The 17,892-nt window shown below is 54.5% G+C and carries 19 protein-coding genes; 12 read left to right on the forward strand and 7 right to left on the reverse strand.

Annotated elements, in window-relative coordinates:
• Positions 1 to 89 precede the first annotated feature (89 nt).
• From O9H85_RS10560 to O9H85_RS10570, 3 genes are read left to right on the forward strand one after another with little or no spacing between them, the layout of a single operon-like run.
• The gene (locus O9H85_RS10560; protein WP_269881309.1) at positions 90 to 1,100 is read left to right on the forward strand and encodes a thiamine pyrophosphate-dependent dehydrogenase E1 component subunit alpha; all 1,011 of its coding nucleotides are present in this window, start codon (positions 90 to 92) and stop codon (positions 1,098 to 1,100) included.
• 3 nt (positions 1,101 to 1,103) lie between these two features.
• On the forward strand, positions 1,104 to 2,084 hold the full coding sequence (locus O9H85_RS10565; protein WP_269881310.1) for an alpha-ketoacid dehydrogenase subunit beta: 981 nt from the start codon (positions 1,104 to 1,106) through the stop codon (positions 2,082 to 2,084).
• A gap of 22 nt (positions 2,085 to 2,106) precedes the next feature.
• Complete coding sequence (locus tag O9H85_RS10570; RefSeq protein WP_269881311.1) at positions 2,107 to 3,489, forward strand: dihydrolipoamide acetyltransferase family protein; 1,383 nt, start codon at positions 2,107 to 2,109, stop codon at positions 3,487 to 3,489.
• 67 nt (positions 3,490 to 3,556) lie between these two features.
• On the opposite strand, the gene prli42 is transcribed toward O9H85_RS10570, so the two are convergent.
• Entirely contained in the window at positions 3,557 to 3,655 is a 99-nt protein-coding gene (gene prli42 / locus O9H85_RS10575; protein ID WP_269881312.1) for a stressosome-associated protein Prli42, read from the reverse strand.
• A gap of 109 nt (positions 3,656 to 3,764) precedes the next feature.
• Here prli42 and O9H85_RS10580 point away from each other — a divergent pair, with 109 nt between their 5' ends.
• On the forward strand, positions 3,765 to 4,898 hold the full coding sequence (locus O9H85_RS10580; RefSeq protein WP_269881313.1) for a M20/M25/M40 family metallo-hydrolase: 1,134 nt from the start codon (positions 3,765 to 3,767) through the stop codon (positions 4,896 to 4,898).
• Positions 4,899 to 5,011: 113 nt separating this feature from the next.
• Complete coding sequence (locus tag O9H85_RS10585) at positions 5,012 to 6,148, forward strand: DUF3866 family protein (protein ID WP_269881314.1); 1,137 nt, start codon at positions 5,012 to 5,014, stop codon at positions 6,146 to 6,148.
• Here O9H85_RS10585 and mciZ read toward each other — a convergent pair.
• A complete protein-coding gene (gene mciZ / locus O9H85_RS10590; RefSeq protein ID WP_269881315.1) occupies positions 6,134 to 6,307 on the reverse strand; it encodes a Z-ring formation inhibitor MciZ in 174 nt (57 codons plus the stop codon). The two genes, O9H85_RS10585 and mciZ, sit on opposite strands and share 15 nt — an antisense overlap.
• A 182-nt stretch (positions 6,308 to 6,489) precedes the next feature.
• Here mciZ and O9H85_RS10595 point away from each other — a divergent pair, with 182 nt between their 5' ends.
• The 7 genes from O9H85_RS10595 (at position 6,490) to xerD (ending at position 12,262) form a co-directional block, all read left to right on the forward strand.
• The gene (locus O9H85_RS10595; RefSeq protein ID WP_269881316.1) at positions 6,490 to 7,050 is read left to right on the forward strand and encodes an NUDIX domain-containing protein; all 561 of its coding nucleotides are present in this window, start codon (positions 6,490 to 6,492) and stop codon (positions 7,048 to 7,050) included.
• Between the two features lies 1 nt (position 7,051).
• A complete protein-coding gene (locus tag O9H85_RS10600; RefSeq protein WP_269881317.1) occupies positions 7,052 to 8,227 on the forward strand; it encodes an endonuclease Q family protein in 1,176 nt (391 codons plus the stop codon).
• Positions 8,228 to 8,288: 61 nt separating this feature from the next.
• Entirely contained in the window at positions 8,289 to 8,936 is a 648-nt protein-coding gene (gene spoIIM / locus O9H85_RS10605) for a stage II sporulation protein M (protein WP_269881318.1), read from the forward strand.
• A 265-nt stretch (positions 8,937 to 9,201) separates the two neighbouring features.
• Positions 9,202 to 9,651 (forward strand): ferric iron uptake transcriptional regulator, encoded by a 450-nt coding sequence (gene fur, locus O9H85_RS10610; protein ID WP_269881319.1) that lies wholly within the window; start codon positions 9,202 to 9,204, stop codon positions 9,649 to 9,651.
• Positions 9,652 to 9,777: 126 nt separating this feature from the next.
• On the forward strand, positions 9,778 to 10,902 hold the full coding sequence (ald, locus tag O9H85_RS10615) for an alanine dehydrogenase (protein WP_269881320.1): 1,125 nt from the start codon (positions 9,778 to 9,780) through the stop codon (positions 10,900 to 10,902).
• Between the two features lie 109 nt (positions 10,903 to 11,011).
• Positions 11,012 to 11,251 carry a YqzK family protein gene (locus O9H85_RS10620; protein ID WP_269881321.1) on the forward strand — a complete coding sequence of 80 codons (240 nt, stop codon included), beginning with the start codon at positions 11,012 to 11,014 and terminating at the stop codon, positions 11,249 to 11,251.
• 114 nt (positions 11,252 to 11,365) lie between these two features.
• Complete coding sequence (gene xerD / locus O9H85_RS10625) at positions 11,366 to 12,262, forward strand: site-specific tyrosine recombinase XerD (RefSeq protein ID WP_269881322.1); 897 nt, start codon at positions 11,366 to 11,368, stop codon at positions 12,260 to 12,262.
• Positions 12,263 to 12,297: 35 nt separating this feature from the next.
• Here xerD and O9H85_RS10630 read toward each other — a convergent pair whose 3' ends face one another.
• The 5 genes from O9H85_RS10630 to O9H85_RS10650 are packed head-to-tail and all read right to left on the reverse strand — an operon-like array spanning position 12,298 to position 17,566.
• Entirely contained in the window at positions 12,298 to 13,395 is a 1,098-nt protein-coding gene (locus O9H85_RS10630) for a GerAB/ArcD/ProY family transporter (protein WP_269881323.1), read from the reverse strand.
• A complete protein-coding gene (locus O9H85_RS10635; RefSeq protein ID WP_269881324.1) occupies positions 13,392 to 13,637 on the reverse strand; it encodes a hypothetical protein in 246 nt (81 codons plus the stop codon). Before O9H85_RS10635 ends, O9H85_RS10630 begins: the two co-directional genes overlap by 4 nt.
• A complete protein-coding gene (locus O9H85_RS10640) occupies positions 13,638 to 14,924 on the reverse strand; it encodes a Ger(x)C family spore germination protein (RefSeq protein WP_269881325.1) in 1,287 nt (428 codons plus the stop codon).
• On the reverse strand, positions 14,873 to 15,970 hold the full coding sequence (locus tag O9H85_RS10645; protein ID WP_269881326.1) for a GerAB/ArcD/ProY family transporter: 1,098 nt from the start codon (positions 15,968 to 15,970) through the stop codon (positions 14,873 to 14,875). Before O9H85_RS10645 ends, O9H85_RS10640 begins: the two co-directional genes overlap by 52 nt.
• Before the next feature lie 12 nt (positions 15,971 to 15,982).
• A complete protein-coding gene (locus O9H85_RS10650) occupies positions 15,983 to 17,566 on the reverse strand; it encodes a spore germination protein (protein ID WP_269881327.1) in 1,584 nt (527 codons plus the stop codon).
• Positions 17,567 to 17,892: the final 326 nt, after the last annotated feature.

Genomic DNA, 17,892 nt, shown 5'->3' on the forward strand with positions numbered 1-17,892 from the left:
ATTCCAAACCGTTTATAATATATTATAGGGTCAAGTATTAGAACCTGGTATTAAAATCTTGTATTAGATTTAAAGGAGGCGCTCAGCCCATGTCAATCGGTCAAATGAGGAAACACCGCCAGCTGGGATTAACGGATCAGCAGGCGGTCGAGATGTATACGCTCATGCTGACGGGCCGTAAATTCGATGAACGCTGTCATGTTCTGCAGCGATCGGGGAAGATCGCATTCCACGTTTCGGGCATCGGCCAAGAGACCGCTCAGGTGGCAGCCGCCTATGCGCTGAATAAGGATAAGGATTATTTTTTGCCGTATTACCGCGACTACAGCTTTGTTCTGACCGTCGGCATGTCGCTGAAGGAGCTTATGCTGGCCGCTTTCGCCAAGGCGGAGGATCCGAACAGCGGCGGGCGCCAAATGCCGGGCCACTTCAGCCATAAGAAACTGAACATCGTGACGGGCTCCAGTCCGGTGACGACGCAGGTGCCTCACGCGGTCGGCTTCGCGCTCGCCGCCAAGATGAAGCGCCGGGAATTCGTAGCGTTCACGACGTTCGGCGAAGGCTCGAGCAATCAGGGGGATTTTCATGAAGGCTGCAACTTCGCCGGAGTACATAAGCTCCCTGTCATTTTCATGTGCGAGAACAATCAATATGCGATTTCCGTGCCGCTGCACAAGCAAGTATCCGGCAGCATTGCCGAGCGGGCCATCGGATACGGCTTCCCGGGCTATAAGGTGGACGGCCGCGATCCGCTGGAGGTTTACCGCGTCGTGAAGGAAGCAAGAGAGCGTGCGGTCCGGGGCGAAGGACCTACCCTGATCGAGGCGGTCATGTACCGGCTCACTCCGCACTCCACATCGGACGACGATCTTCTTTACCGGACGAAGGAAGAAGTGGAGTCCAATAAAGCGCAGGACGGGCTCATTAAATATAAAGAATATTTGATCGGCTGCGGGCTGTGGAGCGAGGAACAGGAAGCGGAGCTGTCCGACCGGATTAAGAAAGAGCTGAATGAAGCGACGAGCTATGCCGATTCGGCGCCTTATCCGAAGCCGGAAGATACGCTGCTGCATGTGTACGCGGAAGGCGGGGAGGAATAACCGATGGCGGTCATTACTTATTTGGAAGCAATTCGTACGGCCATGAAGGAAGAGATGGAACGCGACGAGAACGTATTCGTGCTCGGCGAGGATGTGGGCAAGGGCGGCGTGCTCAACGCGACGAAAGGACTGCGGGATCAGTTCGGCGAAGAGCGCATCATGGATACGCCGCTGGCGGAATCCGCCATTGCCGGCGTAGCGATCGGAGCGGCCATGTACGGCATGCGTCCGGTGGCGGAGATGCAGTTCGCCGATTTCATCTTCCCTGCTACGAACCAAATTATCAGCGAGGCGGCGAAAATCCGTTACCGTTCCAACAACGATTGGAGCTGTCCGATCGTCATCCGGGCTCCTTACGGGGCGACGGGCGGCGGCGCGCTGTATCATTCCCAGTGCCCGGAATCGGTATTTTTCGGCACGCCCGGACTGAAGCTGGTTGCCCCATCGAACCCTTACGACGCCAAGGGCTTAATGAAAGCGGCCATCCGCGATGCGGATCCGGTGCTTTATTTTGAGCATAAGAAATGCTACCTCAGTATTACCGGTGAAGTGCCGGATGAAGATTATATCGTGCCGATCGGCAAAGCCGACGTCAAGCGGCAGGGAACCGACGTCACGGTCATTTCTTACGGCATAACCGTGCAGTATGCGCTGCAGGCGGCCGAAGAGCTGGCGAAGGAAGACATCAGCGTTCACGTGCTGGATCTGCGCACCATTCAGCCTTTGGACAAGGAAGCGATTCTGGAAGCGGCGAGCAGAACCGGCAAGGTGCTGATTGTTCATGAGGACAACAAGACTGGCGGCGTCGGTGCGGAAGTATCGGCGATTATCGCTGAAGAGCTTCTCTACGACCTGGACGCTCCGATCGCACGGCTCTGCGCGCCGGACGTGCCGGCTGGGGGGATGAATCCGCCGATGGAGAAGTTTTTCCTGCTGAGTGCGGACAAGATCAAGGAAGCGGCGCGCAAGCTGGCGCTGTATTAGGCAAGCGGGAGGACCGGAGAACATGAGCGAGCGTAAACAAGGAACCGAAGTGACGGTACCCCACCTGGCGGAAAGCCTCGTATCCGCTACGGTCGGCAAGTGGCTGAAGCAGCCCGGAGATTACATTGAACAGTACGATGTGCTGTGCGAATTGATTACGGATAAAGTGACGGTCGAGATGCCGTCTCCCGTCGAAGGTCGTCTGGTTCAGCTTCTGGCCGCTGATGGGGAAACGGCGGCCGTAGGGCAGGCGATTTGTATCATCGAGGAACCGCAAACAGCGTCAGCCGACGGGGCCGGCTCCGGCGTAAGCGAACCGGCTGCAGGGGAAATTGCGGTCCGGTCAGCAGACGCGGATGGCGATCAGAGCATGCGGGGGCGGTTCTCGCCCGCGGTGCTCCGGCTTGCGGCGGATCATGGCATAAATCCGAGCGAGGTGAAAGGCAGCGGACTCGGCGGCCGGGTAACGCGTAAAGATATCGAGGCGCATATCGCTTCGGGTCCGGCAGCCGGGCCTGCGGCAAGAACGACCCAGGTTCAAGCGCCACTCGCGGCTGCGGCCGTTCCACGAGACGCTGCGGACTCGGCTGACAGCGGGGTATTCGTGCCGAACCCGCCGAAGGTGCCGGTACGTTCGACAGGCATCCATCTATCAGAGAATCCGCCGCTGCCGAAGATCGAGGTGGAAGGTCAGCAGCTCGATGGCCGCGGGGAATATCTCATCGACGTCACGCCGATCCGCAATACGATTGCGAGCCGGATGCGCCAAAGCGTCACGGAGATTCCGCACGCCTGGACGATGATTGAAGTGGACGTTACGAATCTCGTGCTGCTCCGCAATAAGCTCAAGGGCGAGTTCATGCGTCAGGAAGGAATCAATCTGACCTACCTCGCCTTCCTGTTGAAAGCGGTCGTGAACGCGATCAAGGATTACCCGATCATGAACTCGGTTTGGGCCGTCGACAAAATCATCGTGAAGCGCGATATCAATCTATCGCTCGCCGTAGGTACGGAGGATTTCGTCGTGACGCCGGTCATCAAGAAGGCCGATCAAAAAAATATTGCCGGTCTCGCCCGGGAAATCGACGAATTAACCCGGAAGGCAAGAGCCGGCAAGCTGTCTCTGGACGATATGCAGGGCGGTACGTTTACGGTAAACAATACCGGTTCGTTCGGATCGATTCTTTCCTACCCGATCATCAACTATCCGCAAGCGGCGATTCTGACGTTCGAATCCATCGTCAAGAAGCCTGTCGTCATTCAGGATATGATCGCGGTCCGTTCCATGGTCAACCTGTGCTTGTCCCTCGATCACCGCATTCTGGACGGCGTTATCTGCGGCCGCTTCCTGCAGCGGGTGAAGGAGAATTTGGAAGGGTACAACCAGGATACGAAGCTGTATTGAATCGAATCCGTGCGGGAAGCCGGGGACTGCGGCATGCAGACGCCGGCTTAGACCTCGCACAATCGGATCAGAGGATGGAATTGATCGTAAACATGACGGTCGTCAGCAGCATGGAAGCGAGCATCAGGTAGATGACGATCCGGAACAGCAGTTTATTGCGTTTCATGGTTAATTCAGCTCCTCATATTAGTGCTCCGAAGGGTGATCGATAAGGTCCCCTGCTCGGCGAAACTTATACTAGCATTTTAACTCAAGAAAGGGCGGAGAGGAAAGAGATGATCCAGGAACAACGGTTAGTAGACGAATTTATCGAGCTGGTGAAGATCGACAGCGAGACGAAACACGAAGAGGAGATCAGCCGCGTGCTGAAGGAGAAATTCGGCGCGCTCGGACTTAAGGTGGAGGAGGACGATTCCGCCGCCAAGACCGGCCACGGCTCCGGCAACCTGATCTGCACGCTGGCGGCTACCTCGTCGAAGCCGCTGCCGAAGCTGTTCTTCACCTCGCATATGGATACGGTAGCACCCGGTGTTGGGATCAAGCCGCAAATCGGCGAGGACGGATACATACGCAGCGACGGAACGACGATCCTGGGCAGCGACGACAAGGCGGGACTCGCCGCAATGTTCGAAGCGATCCGCATGCTGAAGGAAAAAGGGATCGAGCATGGACAAATCCAATTCGTCATCACGGCGGGCGAAGAAATGGGTCTTAAAGGATCGCGCGGCCTGGACGCCAAATGGGTTGATGCCGATTTCGGCTATGCGCTCGATTCCAACGGCAATATCGGCGACATTGCCGTAGCGGCGCCGACCCAATCCAAAGTGTACATCACCTTCACCGGCCGTTCCGCCCATGCGGGCGTAAATCCGGAAGACGGCGTGAGCGCGATTACGGTCGCCAGCAAAGCGATCTCCCGCATGCCGCTCGGACGAATCGACAAGGAAACGACGGCGAATATCGGCCGCTTCGAGGGCGGCGTGACGGGTGCGACGAATGTGGTCGTAGAGATTGTCAAGCTGGAAGGCGAAGCACGAAGCATTACGCAGGACAAGATGCATGCGCAAGTCGAAAACATGCGGAAGGCTTGTCAGCAGGCCGCGGATGAGATGGGCGCGACGCTCGATTTTAAAAGCGAAGTGATTTACCCCGCTTACATGCACGATGAGACGGTGCCTGTCGTGAAGCTGGCGATGAAAGCTTTGTCCGACGTCGGCTGCTCGCCGCGCACGTTCCATTCCGGAGGCGGCAGCGACGCCAACATGTTCAACGGCATGGGGATCCCTACCGTAAACCTGGCGATCGGCTACCTTGACATTCACACCACCAAGGAACGCATTGCCGTGAAGGACCTGGTGAAGACGGCGGAAGTCGTTGTAACCATCGTTCAAGAGGTTGCTAAGGGATAAATATCCGCTTCCGGGCATAACTTGATACTACGTGAAGAAATCGCTGCTTTTCCCGGCTTGCCAAGCGGGAGAGGCAGCGATTTTTGAATAGCAGGAGGAAGGGGGATGCTGGCATGGGCATCCGCTGGGAGATCGCTGTGGTGAAAGAAATCGCAGCGCAGGACGGTGATTTGCTCGAATGCACGGTACGTATGGCAGACGGATCGGAGACGGGCGCTTTCTATGACCTTCAGTTGAACGGCCCGCTTCTCCCGGGAAGCCGAGTGCTGCTCAATACTACAGCGGTGGAGCTCGGGTTGGGTACGGGAGGCATGCATTTTGTGCACGCCGTCCTGCCTCCGATGAACGGTGCGGCGGAATCGTACGGGAGGAAGGAAGACGCTTCGAACCCTTATGACGGTCACATCATGAAGCTGCGATATACATCGCTGCAGCGGGCGGTGCTTGCGGCGGAAGAGCCGGTAAGCCCCTATCATTCGCTGATGTCGGGCGGACGCCGGCTGGACGGCATGCCGGTCCTGGTCGGTGAGCTTCACAGCATGCTTCCTGTTGCGGTTGCCTGGATGCGGAGCTTGGCCGAGGCGGAAGGGCTTCACATGCCGCGGATCGTTTACGTCATGGGAGACGGCGGCGCGCTGCCGATCGGGCTCAGCCGGCATGTTCGCCGTTTGCGTGAGCTCGATTGGCTGACCGGTACGGTGACCTACGGTCACGCTTACGGAGGAGACGTTGAGACGGTCAACAAATACACGGGGCTGCTCGCGGCGCGTGTCGTGCTGGAAGCGGACCTGGCCATTGTGATCCAAGGTCCCGGGATGGTCGGCACCGCTACGGAATATGGCCACTCCGGCATTGAAACCGGGGAGCTGCTCCATGCGGCGGCGGTGCTCGGCGGACTTCCCGTGCCTATTCCCCGGATCAGCTTCGAGGAAGAGCGGGAGCGGCATCGCGGCTTGAGCCATCATACGGTTACGGTGCTTAGAGATATCGTCATCACCAAGACAAGGCTGCCGCTGCCGCTTCTGAAGCCTGAGGAATCGAGGAGGCTGACGAGCCAGCTGCAGTCTTCCGGGCTGGACCGGAAGCATGAGCCGGTATGGCGGGAGGCCCCTTCGGTTGAAGCCATGGAAAAGGCGCTGTCGGCCTACGGTTCGGTCACTTCCATGGGGAAGGGACTACGGGAAAGTCCTTCGTTCTTCGCGGCGATATGCACCGCAGCGGAGTATGTTTTTCGGCTATTGCGCTCTTGACGCGTGCTTAGAACGGACACCCCGCGACGGATTGCCTTCCAGATAATCGGTTAAACGGACGTTGCGCGCCGTCTGCCGCAGCGCATCCTGCAAGTAACGTCTGATTTCCCAACCTTTTCCTACAAGACGAAGCTGATGGAGCGTAGCATAGGTTTTCATAGTCATTCCCCCGATCCAGATAGATTACTAGACTTGTTACCTCCAGCGTATGCGGGGTGCTGCATGGATATGCCTATCTAGTTCCCCAATCTGCGAACTCTTGCGTAAAACGTGATATAATCAAACGTGAACGATTTCTTCTACCCTTTACTACCTCATTTTCCCAGGAAAGGAAACACTTCATGAGCCATAAAACCGATAAAAAATTTGAAGAAATTACGCTGAGCACGGAACCGATCTTCCAGGGGAAAATCATATCGCTGCAGGTGGATACCGTACAGCTGCCGAACGGAAGCACGGCCACGCGGGAGATTGTCCGGCATCCGGGTGCCGTTGCGGTGCTCGCCTTGATCGGCGACAAGATGCTTGTCGTGGAGCAATACCGCAAACCGATGGAGAAGAGCCAGGTGGAAATTCCGGCAGGCAAGCTGGATCCGGGAGAACATCCGCAGGAGGCCGCCGCCAGAGAGCTGGCTGAAGAAACCGGCTATCGCAGCGCATCGCTTAAGCTGCTCAGCTCCTTCTACACGTCGCCCGGCTTTGCCGATGAATTGATTCACCTCTATGTGGCCGACGACCTGTCGCAGGGCGAGGCACGTCCGGATGAAGACGAGTTCCTCGAGGTGGAGGCGATTACCCTGGAACAGGCGCAGCACTACATCCGCGAAGGGCGGATCAGCGACGCCAAAACGATCATGGCCGTCTACGCCTGGCAAATTATGAAGCTCGGCGGGACGCTGTAGCATGCAAAGCTACTACGCCGATCTTCACATCCATATCGGCCGGACGGAAGAGGGACAAGCCGTCAAGATCAGCGCCGCGAACAATCTGACGTTCTACAATATCGCGCGGGAAGCGTCGCAGGTCAAAGGGATGGACATCGTCGGCATTATCGACTGCCATTCGCCGGGAGTGCAGCGCGAGATGCTCCGCTACCTCGACCGGGGGGAAATGACGGAGCTGCCCGGCGGGGGCATTCGTTATCATTCCACAACAGTGCTGCTCGGCTGTGAGATCGAGGTGAGGGATGAAGGACTCGGAACGGCACATCTTATGGCCTATATGCCGGGACTTGAGGAGATGCGGGCGTTTACAGACTGGCTGGGCAAGCATATGAAGAACGTGCAGCTCAGCTCCCAGAGGATTTATGTTCCGGCCAAGGCGCTGCAGGCCGAAGTGCTGTCCCGCGGCGGCCTGCTCGTTCCGGCCCATATCTTCACGCCGCATAAGAGCGTGTACGGCAGCTGCTCGACGCGGATGTCGCATCTGCTCGACCTGGACGGCATCGCCGGGGTGGAGCTCGGCCTCAGCGCCGACTCCGAGATGGCCGGCTACCTGAGCGAGCTGGACAGGTATACGTTCTTGACCAATTCGGACGCGCACTCGCTACCGAAGATCGGACGCGAGTACAATAAGCTTGCCCTGATGGAGCCGACGTTCGAGGAGTTCCGCAAAGCGCTGGCCGGTGAAGAAGGCCGCGGCGTACTCGCGAACTACGGGCTCAATCCCCGGCTGGGCAAATATCACCGGACCTACTGCGGGGATTGCGGCTGGATCCTCGATGAAGCGGACGCCATTGCGACCGAGCGATGCCTGTATTGCGGAAGCCGGCGGATTGTGCGGGGCGTCATGGACCGCATTCTGGAGCTGGCCGACCGCGACATCCCGTTCGTCCCCCCCAGCCGTCCGCCTTATGTGTACCAGGTGCCGCTGGAATATATTCCCGGACTCGGACCGAAGACGTTCCGCCGTTTGATTGAACGGTTCGGCACCGAAATGAAATTACTGCATGAGGCCGGCTTCGAGGAGCTTGCGGAGGCGGCGGGTGAATCGATAGCCCGATACTTGACCGCGGCAAGGGACGGGACTCTCCAGCTTGCGGTTGGCGGAGGCGGCAAATACGGCAAGGTCCAAACATAAGTCATAATGCGGGACAGCCCCTCATATCCTGTACTATTCGGACAAGGGGGGCTATTCCGCTATGGGACGAAACCGGTCGATGCAGCAATATATGAAGGAGCACCTGTCGTTTTATTTGTTTGTAGGAGTCATATTCGTCACCGGCGTCGTATTCGGAGCTGTCATGGTGAACGCCTTGTCAATGGACCAGAAGCAGGAGATTACCCGGTACTTGGGCAATTTCTTCTCCTCCGTGGAGCAGGGGGCGCTGGGTGGGGACGTGCAGGGATCGTTCCGAGATTCGTTCTCGATGCATATTAAATGGATCCTCATTATCTGGGTGCTGGGCGTTTCTGTCGTCGGGCTCCCGCTGATTCTCATCCTTGATTTTTTGAAAGGCGTGTTGATCGGCTTCACGATTGGGTATTTGGCCGGGACGATGTCCTGGAAGGGCTTGCTGTTCGCGCTCGTCGCGGTCGTACCGCAGAACCTGATCGCCATTCCGGTGCTGCTCGTCTGCAGCGTTACGGCGATGGCCTTTACCGTACATCTGGTGAAAAACCGCTTCCTTCAGAAAAGAGGGACCTTATACGAGCCGTTCATGCGTTTCTCGGCTACGGTGCTGGCATCGGCCGTGCTGCTGGCCGGGGTGGCGATGCTGGAGGCCCAAGTTTCTCCCGTGATGATGAAATGGGTCACGCCGATGCTTGTGCTCGGCTCGGCTTCGTAAGAAGCGGTTAAAAGGTTTGACTTTGATACGCGGCACGACCTATAATGTAAGCATGCGGCCATTTCCGCGTTTACTCTGGATTACAGGGGTGCGGGGCCGGATGCTTCTATGCGTTTGACAGACGTTTCAACGCGTTGATTTTGCCTTACGGCAACACTTGGTTTTGGAGCCGGTTTTGCTTACGAAGACGGTTTTGCTGCCGCAAAACCCGAGTGGTTGCTTTCGAAGTTGTTTTGCCTACGGCAAAACATGTAGGGGGAGGAGCATGGAATCTCGCATTGAAAAAATTAAGCAGCAGCTGCAATCGCAAGGCTACAAGCTGACGCCCCAGCGGGAGGCGACCGTACGGGTTCTGCTTGAGAATGAGGAAGACCATCTCAGCGCGGAGGACGTGTTCATGCTCGTGAAGGACAAGGCTCCCGAGATCGGCCTTGCCACCGTATACCGCACGTTGGAGCTGCTCAGCGAGCTGCATGTTTTGGAGAAAATGAATTTCGGCGACGGCGTGGCGCGTTACGATCTTCGCAATGACAGCACTCATCATCATCATCATCATCTGATCTGTGTGCAATGCGGAGCCGTGGACGAAATCATGGAAGATTGGCTCGGACCGCTGGAGGAGCGGCTTGACAAAGAATTCAACTTCCAAGTGCTGGACCACCGCCTCGACTTTCAGGGCATCTGTCACCGGTGCCGCGAGAAGAACAAACAGTGATTGTAAACCTTCGCTTGAGCCCAATCAAGTCTGAAGGTTTTTTGCTTTGTTCACATATTCCGGGACGATTGGCGGAATCTATACATAAGGTGAAGTATATAACGACAGGTAACGGAGGCGGCTTAGATGATAATCGGGATCCCTAAGGAAATTAAAAATAACGAGAACCGCGTTGCTTTGACCCCGGGCGGTGCAGCCATGCTCGTCCATGCCGGTCATACCGTATTGGTGGAAGCCGGAGCGGGGATGGGAAGCGGCTTTACGGACGAGGAATACATCAAGGAAGGCGCGCAGCTCGTAGCCGAAGCTTCCGAGGTTTGGGCGAAAGCCGAAATGATCATGAAAGTGAAGGAGCCGCTGCCGGCGGAGTACGGTTATTTCCGTGAGGGGCTGACTTTGTTTACATACCTCCATTTGGCGGCCGAGCCCGAGCTGACTGAAGCGCTGCTTAAGAGCAGAATGACGGCTATCGCCTATGAAACGATCCAGCTGCCGAACGGCAGCCTGCCGCTCTTGACGCCGATGAGCGAGGTAGCAGGACGCATGTCCGTTCAGGTCGGCGCGCAGTATCTGGAGAAGCTCTACGGCGGACGGGGCATTCTGCTCGGCGGCGTACCCGGAGTACCTTCGGCGGACGTCATTATCATCGGCGGAGGCATTGTCGGTACGAATGCGGCCAAGATGGCGCTCGGGCTGGGGGCGAACGTGGTTGTCATCGAACGGAACGGGGACCGGCTCCGATACCTCGACGACGTATTCGGCGGACGGATCCGTACGTTGATGTCGAATCCGTTTAACATCGCCAACGCCGTGCAAAAGGCCGATCTTCTGATTGGGGCCGTACTGATTCCGGGGGCCAAAGCGCCGAAGCTGGTGACAGAAGAGATGGTCAAACAGATGAAGCCGGGGGCGGTAATCGTCGATGTTGCTGTCGACCAAGGGGGCTCCATCGCTACGGTGGACCGGGTCACGACGCACAGCGAGCCCACCTATGAGAAGCACGGCGTCATCCATTACGCTGTTGCGAATATGCCCGGCGCCGTTCCGCGGACGTCCACGCTGGCTTTAACGAACGTGACGATCAACTATGCGATGGAACTGGCCGGCCGAGGGGTTACGCGTGCGCTGTACAGCAATGCGTCCCTGAAGCTGGGTGTGAACGCATATCATGGTCACGTAACCTACGGCGCGGTGGCCGAAGCGTTAGGCAAGCCTTATTCCGTGCTGGATACGCTGCTTCCGATCTCTTAATCGGGGGTACAACATAATATCGCACGAAGGATCATAGGTTAGTCCTAGAGGGAGCCGCAAGCTTCCGAGAGCAGGTTTCGAACGGCAGCCTGTAAAGGAGGTCTAAACTATGGTCTTTCATGCCAGAAAGTGGATGGAACGCTTCCGATTTATCGTGCTGTTTACCGCATTTACATTCCTTATTTACCATGCGCTGCTGCTTGTGACCCAGTGGATCGAGCCGGCGCAGAAATATAAGGAGCCGTCGGGCAGGGCTATCAAAGTATTTCAGCCGAACGAACCGTTTGGTCTCCGGGATAAAGCGTCGATGGGGGAGCGGCTGAAGCTGTTTTATTTGATCGGAGAATAAGCTTTGCTATCGTCGGCAGGAAATCCGGGTGCAGGTGTGGAATAGTACAGAGCTAGGAAACGCATAAAACCCCATGTGGGCGTTCTGCATAACAAGAAGGGGACAGGGCCGCGCATGAAAAACGATTTGCAGACGTTTATCCGATTTCTATCCGACGAGCGTAACTTGGCGGACAATACGATTGATTCGTACAATCGCGATTTGCACCAATACATAGAGTTTTTAGAGGCTGCGGGCGTTTCTTCAATCAGGCAGAGCGGCAAAACGCATGTGGCCGGGTATTTGCTTGCGCAGAAGCAGAAGGGGCGGGCGACGGCGACCGTAACCCGGAGTATGGTCTCGATTCGGGCTTTTTATCATTATTTAGTGAAGGAACGCGTCATCGAGCAGGACCCTACGATCCATCTGGAAATGCCGAAGCAGGAGAAACGGCTGCCCAAGGTATTGAGCGTAGCCGAGGTGGAGCGGCTGCTTCAATCGCCTGACGTCACGCAGCCTAACGGGCTGCGGGATAAAGCGATGCTCGAATTGCTCTACGCCACCGGCATACGCGTGACGGAGCTCATCATGCTGAATGTGGACAGCGTGAATCCCGAGATGGGCTTCATCCGCTGCGTAGGCAAGGGCGAGAAGGAAAGAATCGTGCCGCTCGGCAGAATGGCCGCCGTTTGCCTGACGCAATATATCGAAGGCATGCGCCCGCGGCTGCTCAAACCATCGAAGGAAGAGCAGGCGCTCTTCATCAATCATTTGGGTACGCGCATCACGCGGCAGGGCTTTTGGAAAATTATTAAGCGCTATGCGCACGAGTCGGGTATTCGCAGCGAAATAACGCCCCATACGATTCGACACTCGTTCGCAGCCCATCTGCTGGAGAACGGAGCAGATCTTCGTTCCGTCCAGGAGATGCTCGGCCATGCCGATATTTCGACGACGCAGATTTATACCCAGGTAACCCGCAGCAAGCTGAAAGAGGTATATGACCAGGCTCATCCGAGGGCGAAAGCGTAACGACTCTTCGCCGGATCCGGCAGTCTGAAACCACCCTATGCGGTGGTTTTTTTCTTGTACAGCCCATGGATTCCCATAACCGTATAAAGCAGCACGGGGATCACGATTTGGAATATCGTAAAAATTTTCACGCTGATCACGAGACCGACCCAAATATGAACCGTATAGCTGGGCTCCAGGAAGGAGGTGGCGAAAATCACCAGCCCCACGGGTATAACCCATCTCTGATAAGGGATTGAAGTCAGCTCGGCTATCCCCATCGCGGCGCATAAATGAAATGCCATCATTTTGATGAGCAGCCCGTTGAAAATGAGCAGCGCCATCAGCACGTCCATCCGCTCGAACACCTCGGCAACGGAGATTAGCTGAACGGATTGCAGGAAAGGAAACGAACTTACACCGGCTAATGCCGGCCCCAGAACGGCTAGATTCAACGCATTCATAAAGATTAGAAATGCAGCTACGGAAAGATAACTGCAAACCGTCGTTTTGCCGATGGACTCGCTCTCTTGAACTAACCGCCAAAACAGCAGGAAAATGACCATTTGTCCGAAAGGAAATGATACGATTTCCGGAAAAGCGGCTTGAAGCACTGGGCCGATCCCTTGCTCCAGCACGGGAGAGAGCCTCTGGAAATGAACGAGCTCCGCGACCGCAAACAGAAGAATAAGTCCGGCATAGCTGAAGAAGACCAGAGGAACGAGGATTTCGGGCAATCGGAAAAAAACTTCCAAGCCTTTCATCAATCCGTACATGGAGATCACGACAATGATTGACATAATGGCGTATTTAGGCGTTTCCGACAATAAGGAGAGATTCATGAGCTCTCCGAAATCACGTACGTTTCTCATGGATTCGTAGCCGAAATAGACGACATAGGACCAGCCCAAGAAAGACCCGAACCGCCGGCCGAAATATTTCCTCAGCATCCCGAACAAACTGAGCAGCCGTTCTTTCTTTTGTAATCCAAGAAACAAGAGCAGAAGCAGGAGCCCTATGATTGCGGCTGCCGACATGGCGAGCCAGGCATCCTGCTTCGCTTTCATGCCAAGCATAAATAACGGCGTACTGCCTATTTCGAAAAGCACAATCATCATCGCCAGTTGATGTTTCGAGATCCGCTCTTCACTCAACCTCCTGCGCCTCCTTCCATCCATTGCTTCAACCATATGCCTAAGGGTGTCAGTAAAATCCTGTGCAGCGATACAAGGGTAATCAAAGGGCCGTGAAAGAGTTTTGCAAGGCTTAAGTAGGCGCACCATCCGACCAAAAGAATATAGCAGATGGCTTCCGAAATCCGCCGTTGTTTCCATATCTCGCGCAAGCCCCAGTAAAGGAGCAATGCATAGCCAAGGATGATGAGGGAGGCAATCATCTAATCTCCCCCTTCTTTCCGGTTCAAAAGCTTAAACGATTTATTGCTTAAACCGACATGCACGATGGAGGATTTGATATGGAGTTCGATCGTTGCTGATGCTAGAACGGAGCTCCAATCCTTCTTCATTTTTTTCCACTCTTTGGGATACTTATGGTGAACCGCTTCACCGAAACCCATGACATCGACCTTCATATCCTTTGTTTTCTTCCAGGATGCTTCGATTATTTTTTGGAGCTCCTGGCGCAGACCGTTTTCCAATTGAGCGATGTTGGCGGGCTTATTCAAATCCAAAGAACAATTCGTTTCCTGGAGAATGCCGGTTCCCTTAATGTTGATGCCCATGGTTAATTTCCCGTTTTCCAGTTTCGGGGTAAGCTTTGTCGTTGACGTTAACAGTCGGACATTCGTTTTTTCGCTCCCGTCAGATTCCGGACTGCAGGCAAAAGTAATATTGCCGGATTTGAATTTGCCCGACATGAAGGAAACCCCGAGAGCCTCCTCCTTGGACAGCCAGCCCACCATCTTTCCTTCCTTCAGGACGGCAAGTCTGCCGAGCTTCATCGCGGATCCAAGATGGGTTCGTTTCAGCTCGTCCATATTATCGGCTCGTACTCCCCCGGATAAGTAAATTTCCGGAATCACGGCGCTTTTGGATTCGCCCAAAGTGGCCTGTGCCAGCTCATACACCATGATATTGGGAAGAATGGACGCGTTTCTAGACTCGATGGATATTACTTTCTGGATGGCTTCGCCGGGAATTTTTTCAATGTGTGTCAGCTGTTCTAAAATATGTTTGGCCTTGCCTGAGGTTACGAGAATGTTAACCGTCTCCCTGGCGTCCGGATTTCGTAAATACAAGTCGATAATTTGATCCAGCCCCTCGCGGGCTACCTTTTCGCTTATAATAAAAACGCGGTTGTGCGCAAAGAACAGCTTGCGGGAGCTTTCCCTATAGCTGTTTGAAATCGCTTCGCGAATGGTCGGGCCCTTGGTGGAATAAACAATAACCGGAAGGGAAGGACCACCGCCGCCGCCGCTTGTTCCCGTACCTGCAGAAATGGCGGAGGGGATAACGACCTGATAAGATATTTCCCAGGTCTTGTCGTCGATCTTGTCAAACGAAGTGGCCGATGTAATGGCGAGCTCATTCAACTCCACCCGATTCCAGCACCCCGTTACGAAGCAGCAAGCTGCCAGAGCGAGAATGAATGCAAAAGGCCTCAGCCGCACAGCTATCCACCCCGTTTCCTTATTTTTTTCGAGGTTCCGAGCAGGAACGCCCATAATATCAACGGAAGCAGAACGTTAACGAGCAATGCATCCAAGGGATCAACGACTTGGAAGTAATAGTTAAGATCGGACTGCTTTGGAAACGAAGATACAGAAGTAAGGAGACACAAGATCCCTAGAGCAATCAAAAACGGATGTTTGCTGCCGATCCGGAAGGAGTGGGAAAATGATTGAAACAACCCATACATCGTGAGAGACATTTTGACATACATGGTGAAAATCCAGATGGAAATGAATATAACATCCACCCGTTCCAGGAAATTGCCGATTTTAACGATTCCAATCAAGCTGAAGCTGGGATAGGTATAGATTTGGTTGAGCTGCGGACCAAATACCGCAACCGAAACGATCACCGTCAAAAGGAGCTCGGCCCCTGACAGGACGACGCCCCAAACCGCAACTTTTCTTGCATCGGACGGTTTTTTCAGGTGTGGTCCTAAAAATAAAATAATTTGAACCATGGCCAGCCAGCTGATGGGCGATACGCTCCCTTGGATCAATTTCTTGAAAGAATGCTCCCCGATCGGAAGCAAATAAGGGAAATGCAAATTTCCCGCTTGAAGACACATGCTGATAACGAAAAGCAGGTTGGCGATGATAAAGACAAACACGCCGACTCGGGCCATGACTTCGATTCCAAGCGATGCGGCATACACGATAACCAGCAAGGCGATCATCATCAGAAAAAAGCGAGGAGTATCTTCCAGGATATTATCCACAAGGAAATTTGCAAATTCTTGAAAAATTTCCGCTAAAGTAATCAAGTAATATTGGAAAAGCACGATGCCGACGACAAGGGCGGCGATTCGGCCGAAGCGGGTCTCCAGCCAAGGAATGAAAGGCATCCCGGCCGTATGCCGACTGATGGAGCCGAACAATAGGGCAAGGGCTAACCCGAATGCCATGGCCAACAACACGGAAATCCACGAGTCTTGCTCGGAATAGCCCGCTACGATATTGGGCAGCACCAGAATCGCCGTCGGCGTAATGAGCTGGATGATCAAAATAATCGCCTGAGATGTGGATATCTTCTGTGACATGCGCCTGTTCTCCTATTCTAGAAGACGATCATCCGGAGGTTTAGGCTGTTGGTTTCCGGATTGTCTCTGCATATTGCCTGAAGCGATAAACCGCGGTCTCTTGATCATGGCCCACCATGGAAACCGTATGAATACGTCTTTCAGATTCGACGCAATCAGCGGTGCGAGCGGCATCAGGTAAGGAATGCCGAACGAGCGCAGTCCGGCCATATGGATGAGCAGGATCATTAACCCGGACATGATGCCGAAGAGTCCGAGCGTTGCGGCAAAAAACATCATGACGAAACGGATGAGTCTTGCCGCAATGGCCATGTTAATCGACGGAATGACGAAATTGGCTATGGCGGTAAAGGATACCACGATGACCATCGCGGCAGAAACCAAGCCCGCTTGCACGGCCGCTTGTCCCAAGACCAAGGCGCCGACGATCGAAATTGCGGGCCCGATGACCCTCGGCATGCGGACCCCTGCTTCGCGGAGCACCTCGAAGGTGATTTCCATAATCAGCGCTTCAATGATCGCCGGAAACGGAATGCCTTCCCTTTGCGCGGCTAAACTGACGAGCAGCGTAGTCGGCAGCATCTCCTGGTGAAAAGTGGTGATGGCGATATAAAGAGAAGGCAGCAGCATGGAGACGAGAAAAGCGACGTATCGGATGATCCGCAGGAAAGTAGAGATATCGTAACGCTGATAATAATCCTCACTGGATTGAAAAAACTTGAAAAACGTAACGGGAGCAATTAAAACAAACGGCGTCCCGTCAACCAGGATAGCGATTTGTCCCTCCAAAATGGATGAGGCGGCCGCATCAGGCCGTTCCGTGTTTTGAATGGTCGGGAACGGAGTGAATGTGGCGTCTTGAATGAATTCTTCGATGTAGCCGCTCTCCAGAATGCTGTCCGTGTTGATGGAATCCAAACGATTTTGAATTTCCTGCACGATCAAATCGTTAGCTATACCTTGCAAATAGACAATAGCGATATCGGTTTGGGTTTGCGTTCCGATTTTTTTTACTTGAATCCGAAGCGCGGGAGATTTGATTCTTCTGCGCAGCAAAGACGTATTGGTCCGGATGCTTTCCGTGAAGGACTCTTTGGGTCCGCGGACGACGGTTTGGGAGGTCGGTTCTTCCACGGCGCGTTTCTCGCCGCCCGATGCTTCGGCAGTCAGTGCGATTGTCAGGCCGTCCAGCAGAATGACCGCTTTCCCTTCGGAGATCGATCCGAAAATTTGTTCAAGCTGAACGACTTGGTTGACGCTTCCTGTCGCGAGATTCTGTTCCAAGAACAGGCGAAGAAGCTCGCTCGCTCCTCCCGTTGGAGACATCTCTCTAAGCTCCGGTATGAGCGATTCGGACATCAGATGCGCGATGATATGGGCGTCGACCAAGCCGTCGATGAATACTAACGCGATTCGGATCGACGGATTATTCGGGCTGGTCAGGCGGCGTACGGTCAAATCCGGACTGTTCCCGAGCTCGGTCTGCAGCCACAACAGATTCAGATCCAAGTCCGCAAATAAAGGCTGTCCGGAGGAGCCGGACGCCCGTCTCTTGTTGCTGCCGTGAAATTTATCTTTAGGTAATATACGAATCATCTCGAAGGACTCCCCCCATAGACGAGAATTTAATAATATGAAATAGCATGTCTATTATTTTCCAAAGCAACCATTTTCATGCGCTTTTTAAGGAAGCGGTTATTTCAGCAAACCGGCACGGAAAGCCATGCGCGGATCGTTTATTTGTGGAATCATTTTGCAAAGAAGCTTTTGATTTGCGATAATAGCGGTAAGCTAGTATAGCCGCACATGAAGAAGCCTTGCACGGGCATTATTTGGTGCGGGAGAGGGCTTGGACAGGCACTGAACGTTTTTTAACGATGGGCTTACGAATGATCTGATCTCGTTATTGGAGGAATGAACCG

The organism is Paenibacillus gyeongsangnamensis (assembly GCF_027533625.1).
Taxonomy (GTDB): domain Bacteria; phylum Bacillota; class Bacilli; order Paenibacillales; family NBRC-103111; genus Paenibacillus_G; species Paenibacillus_G gyeongsangnamensis.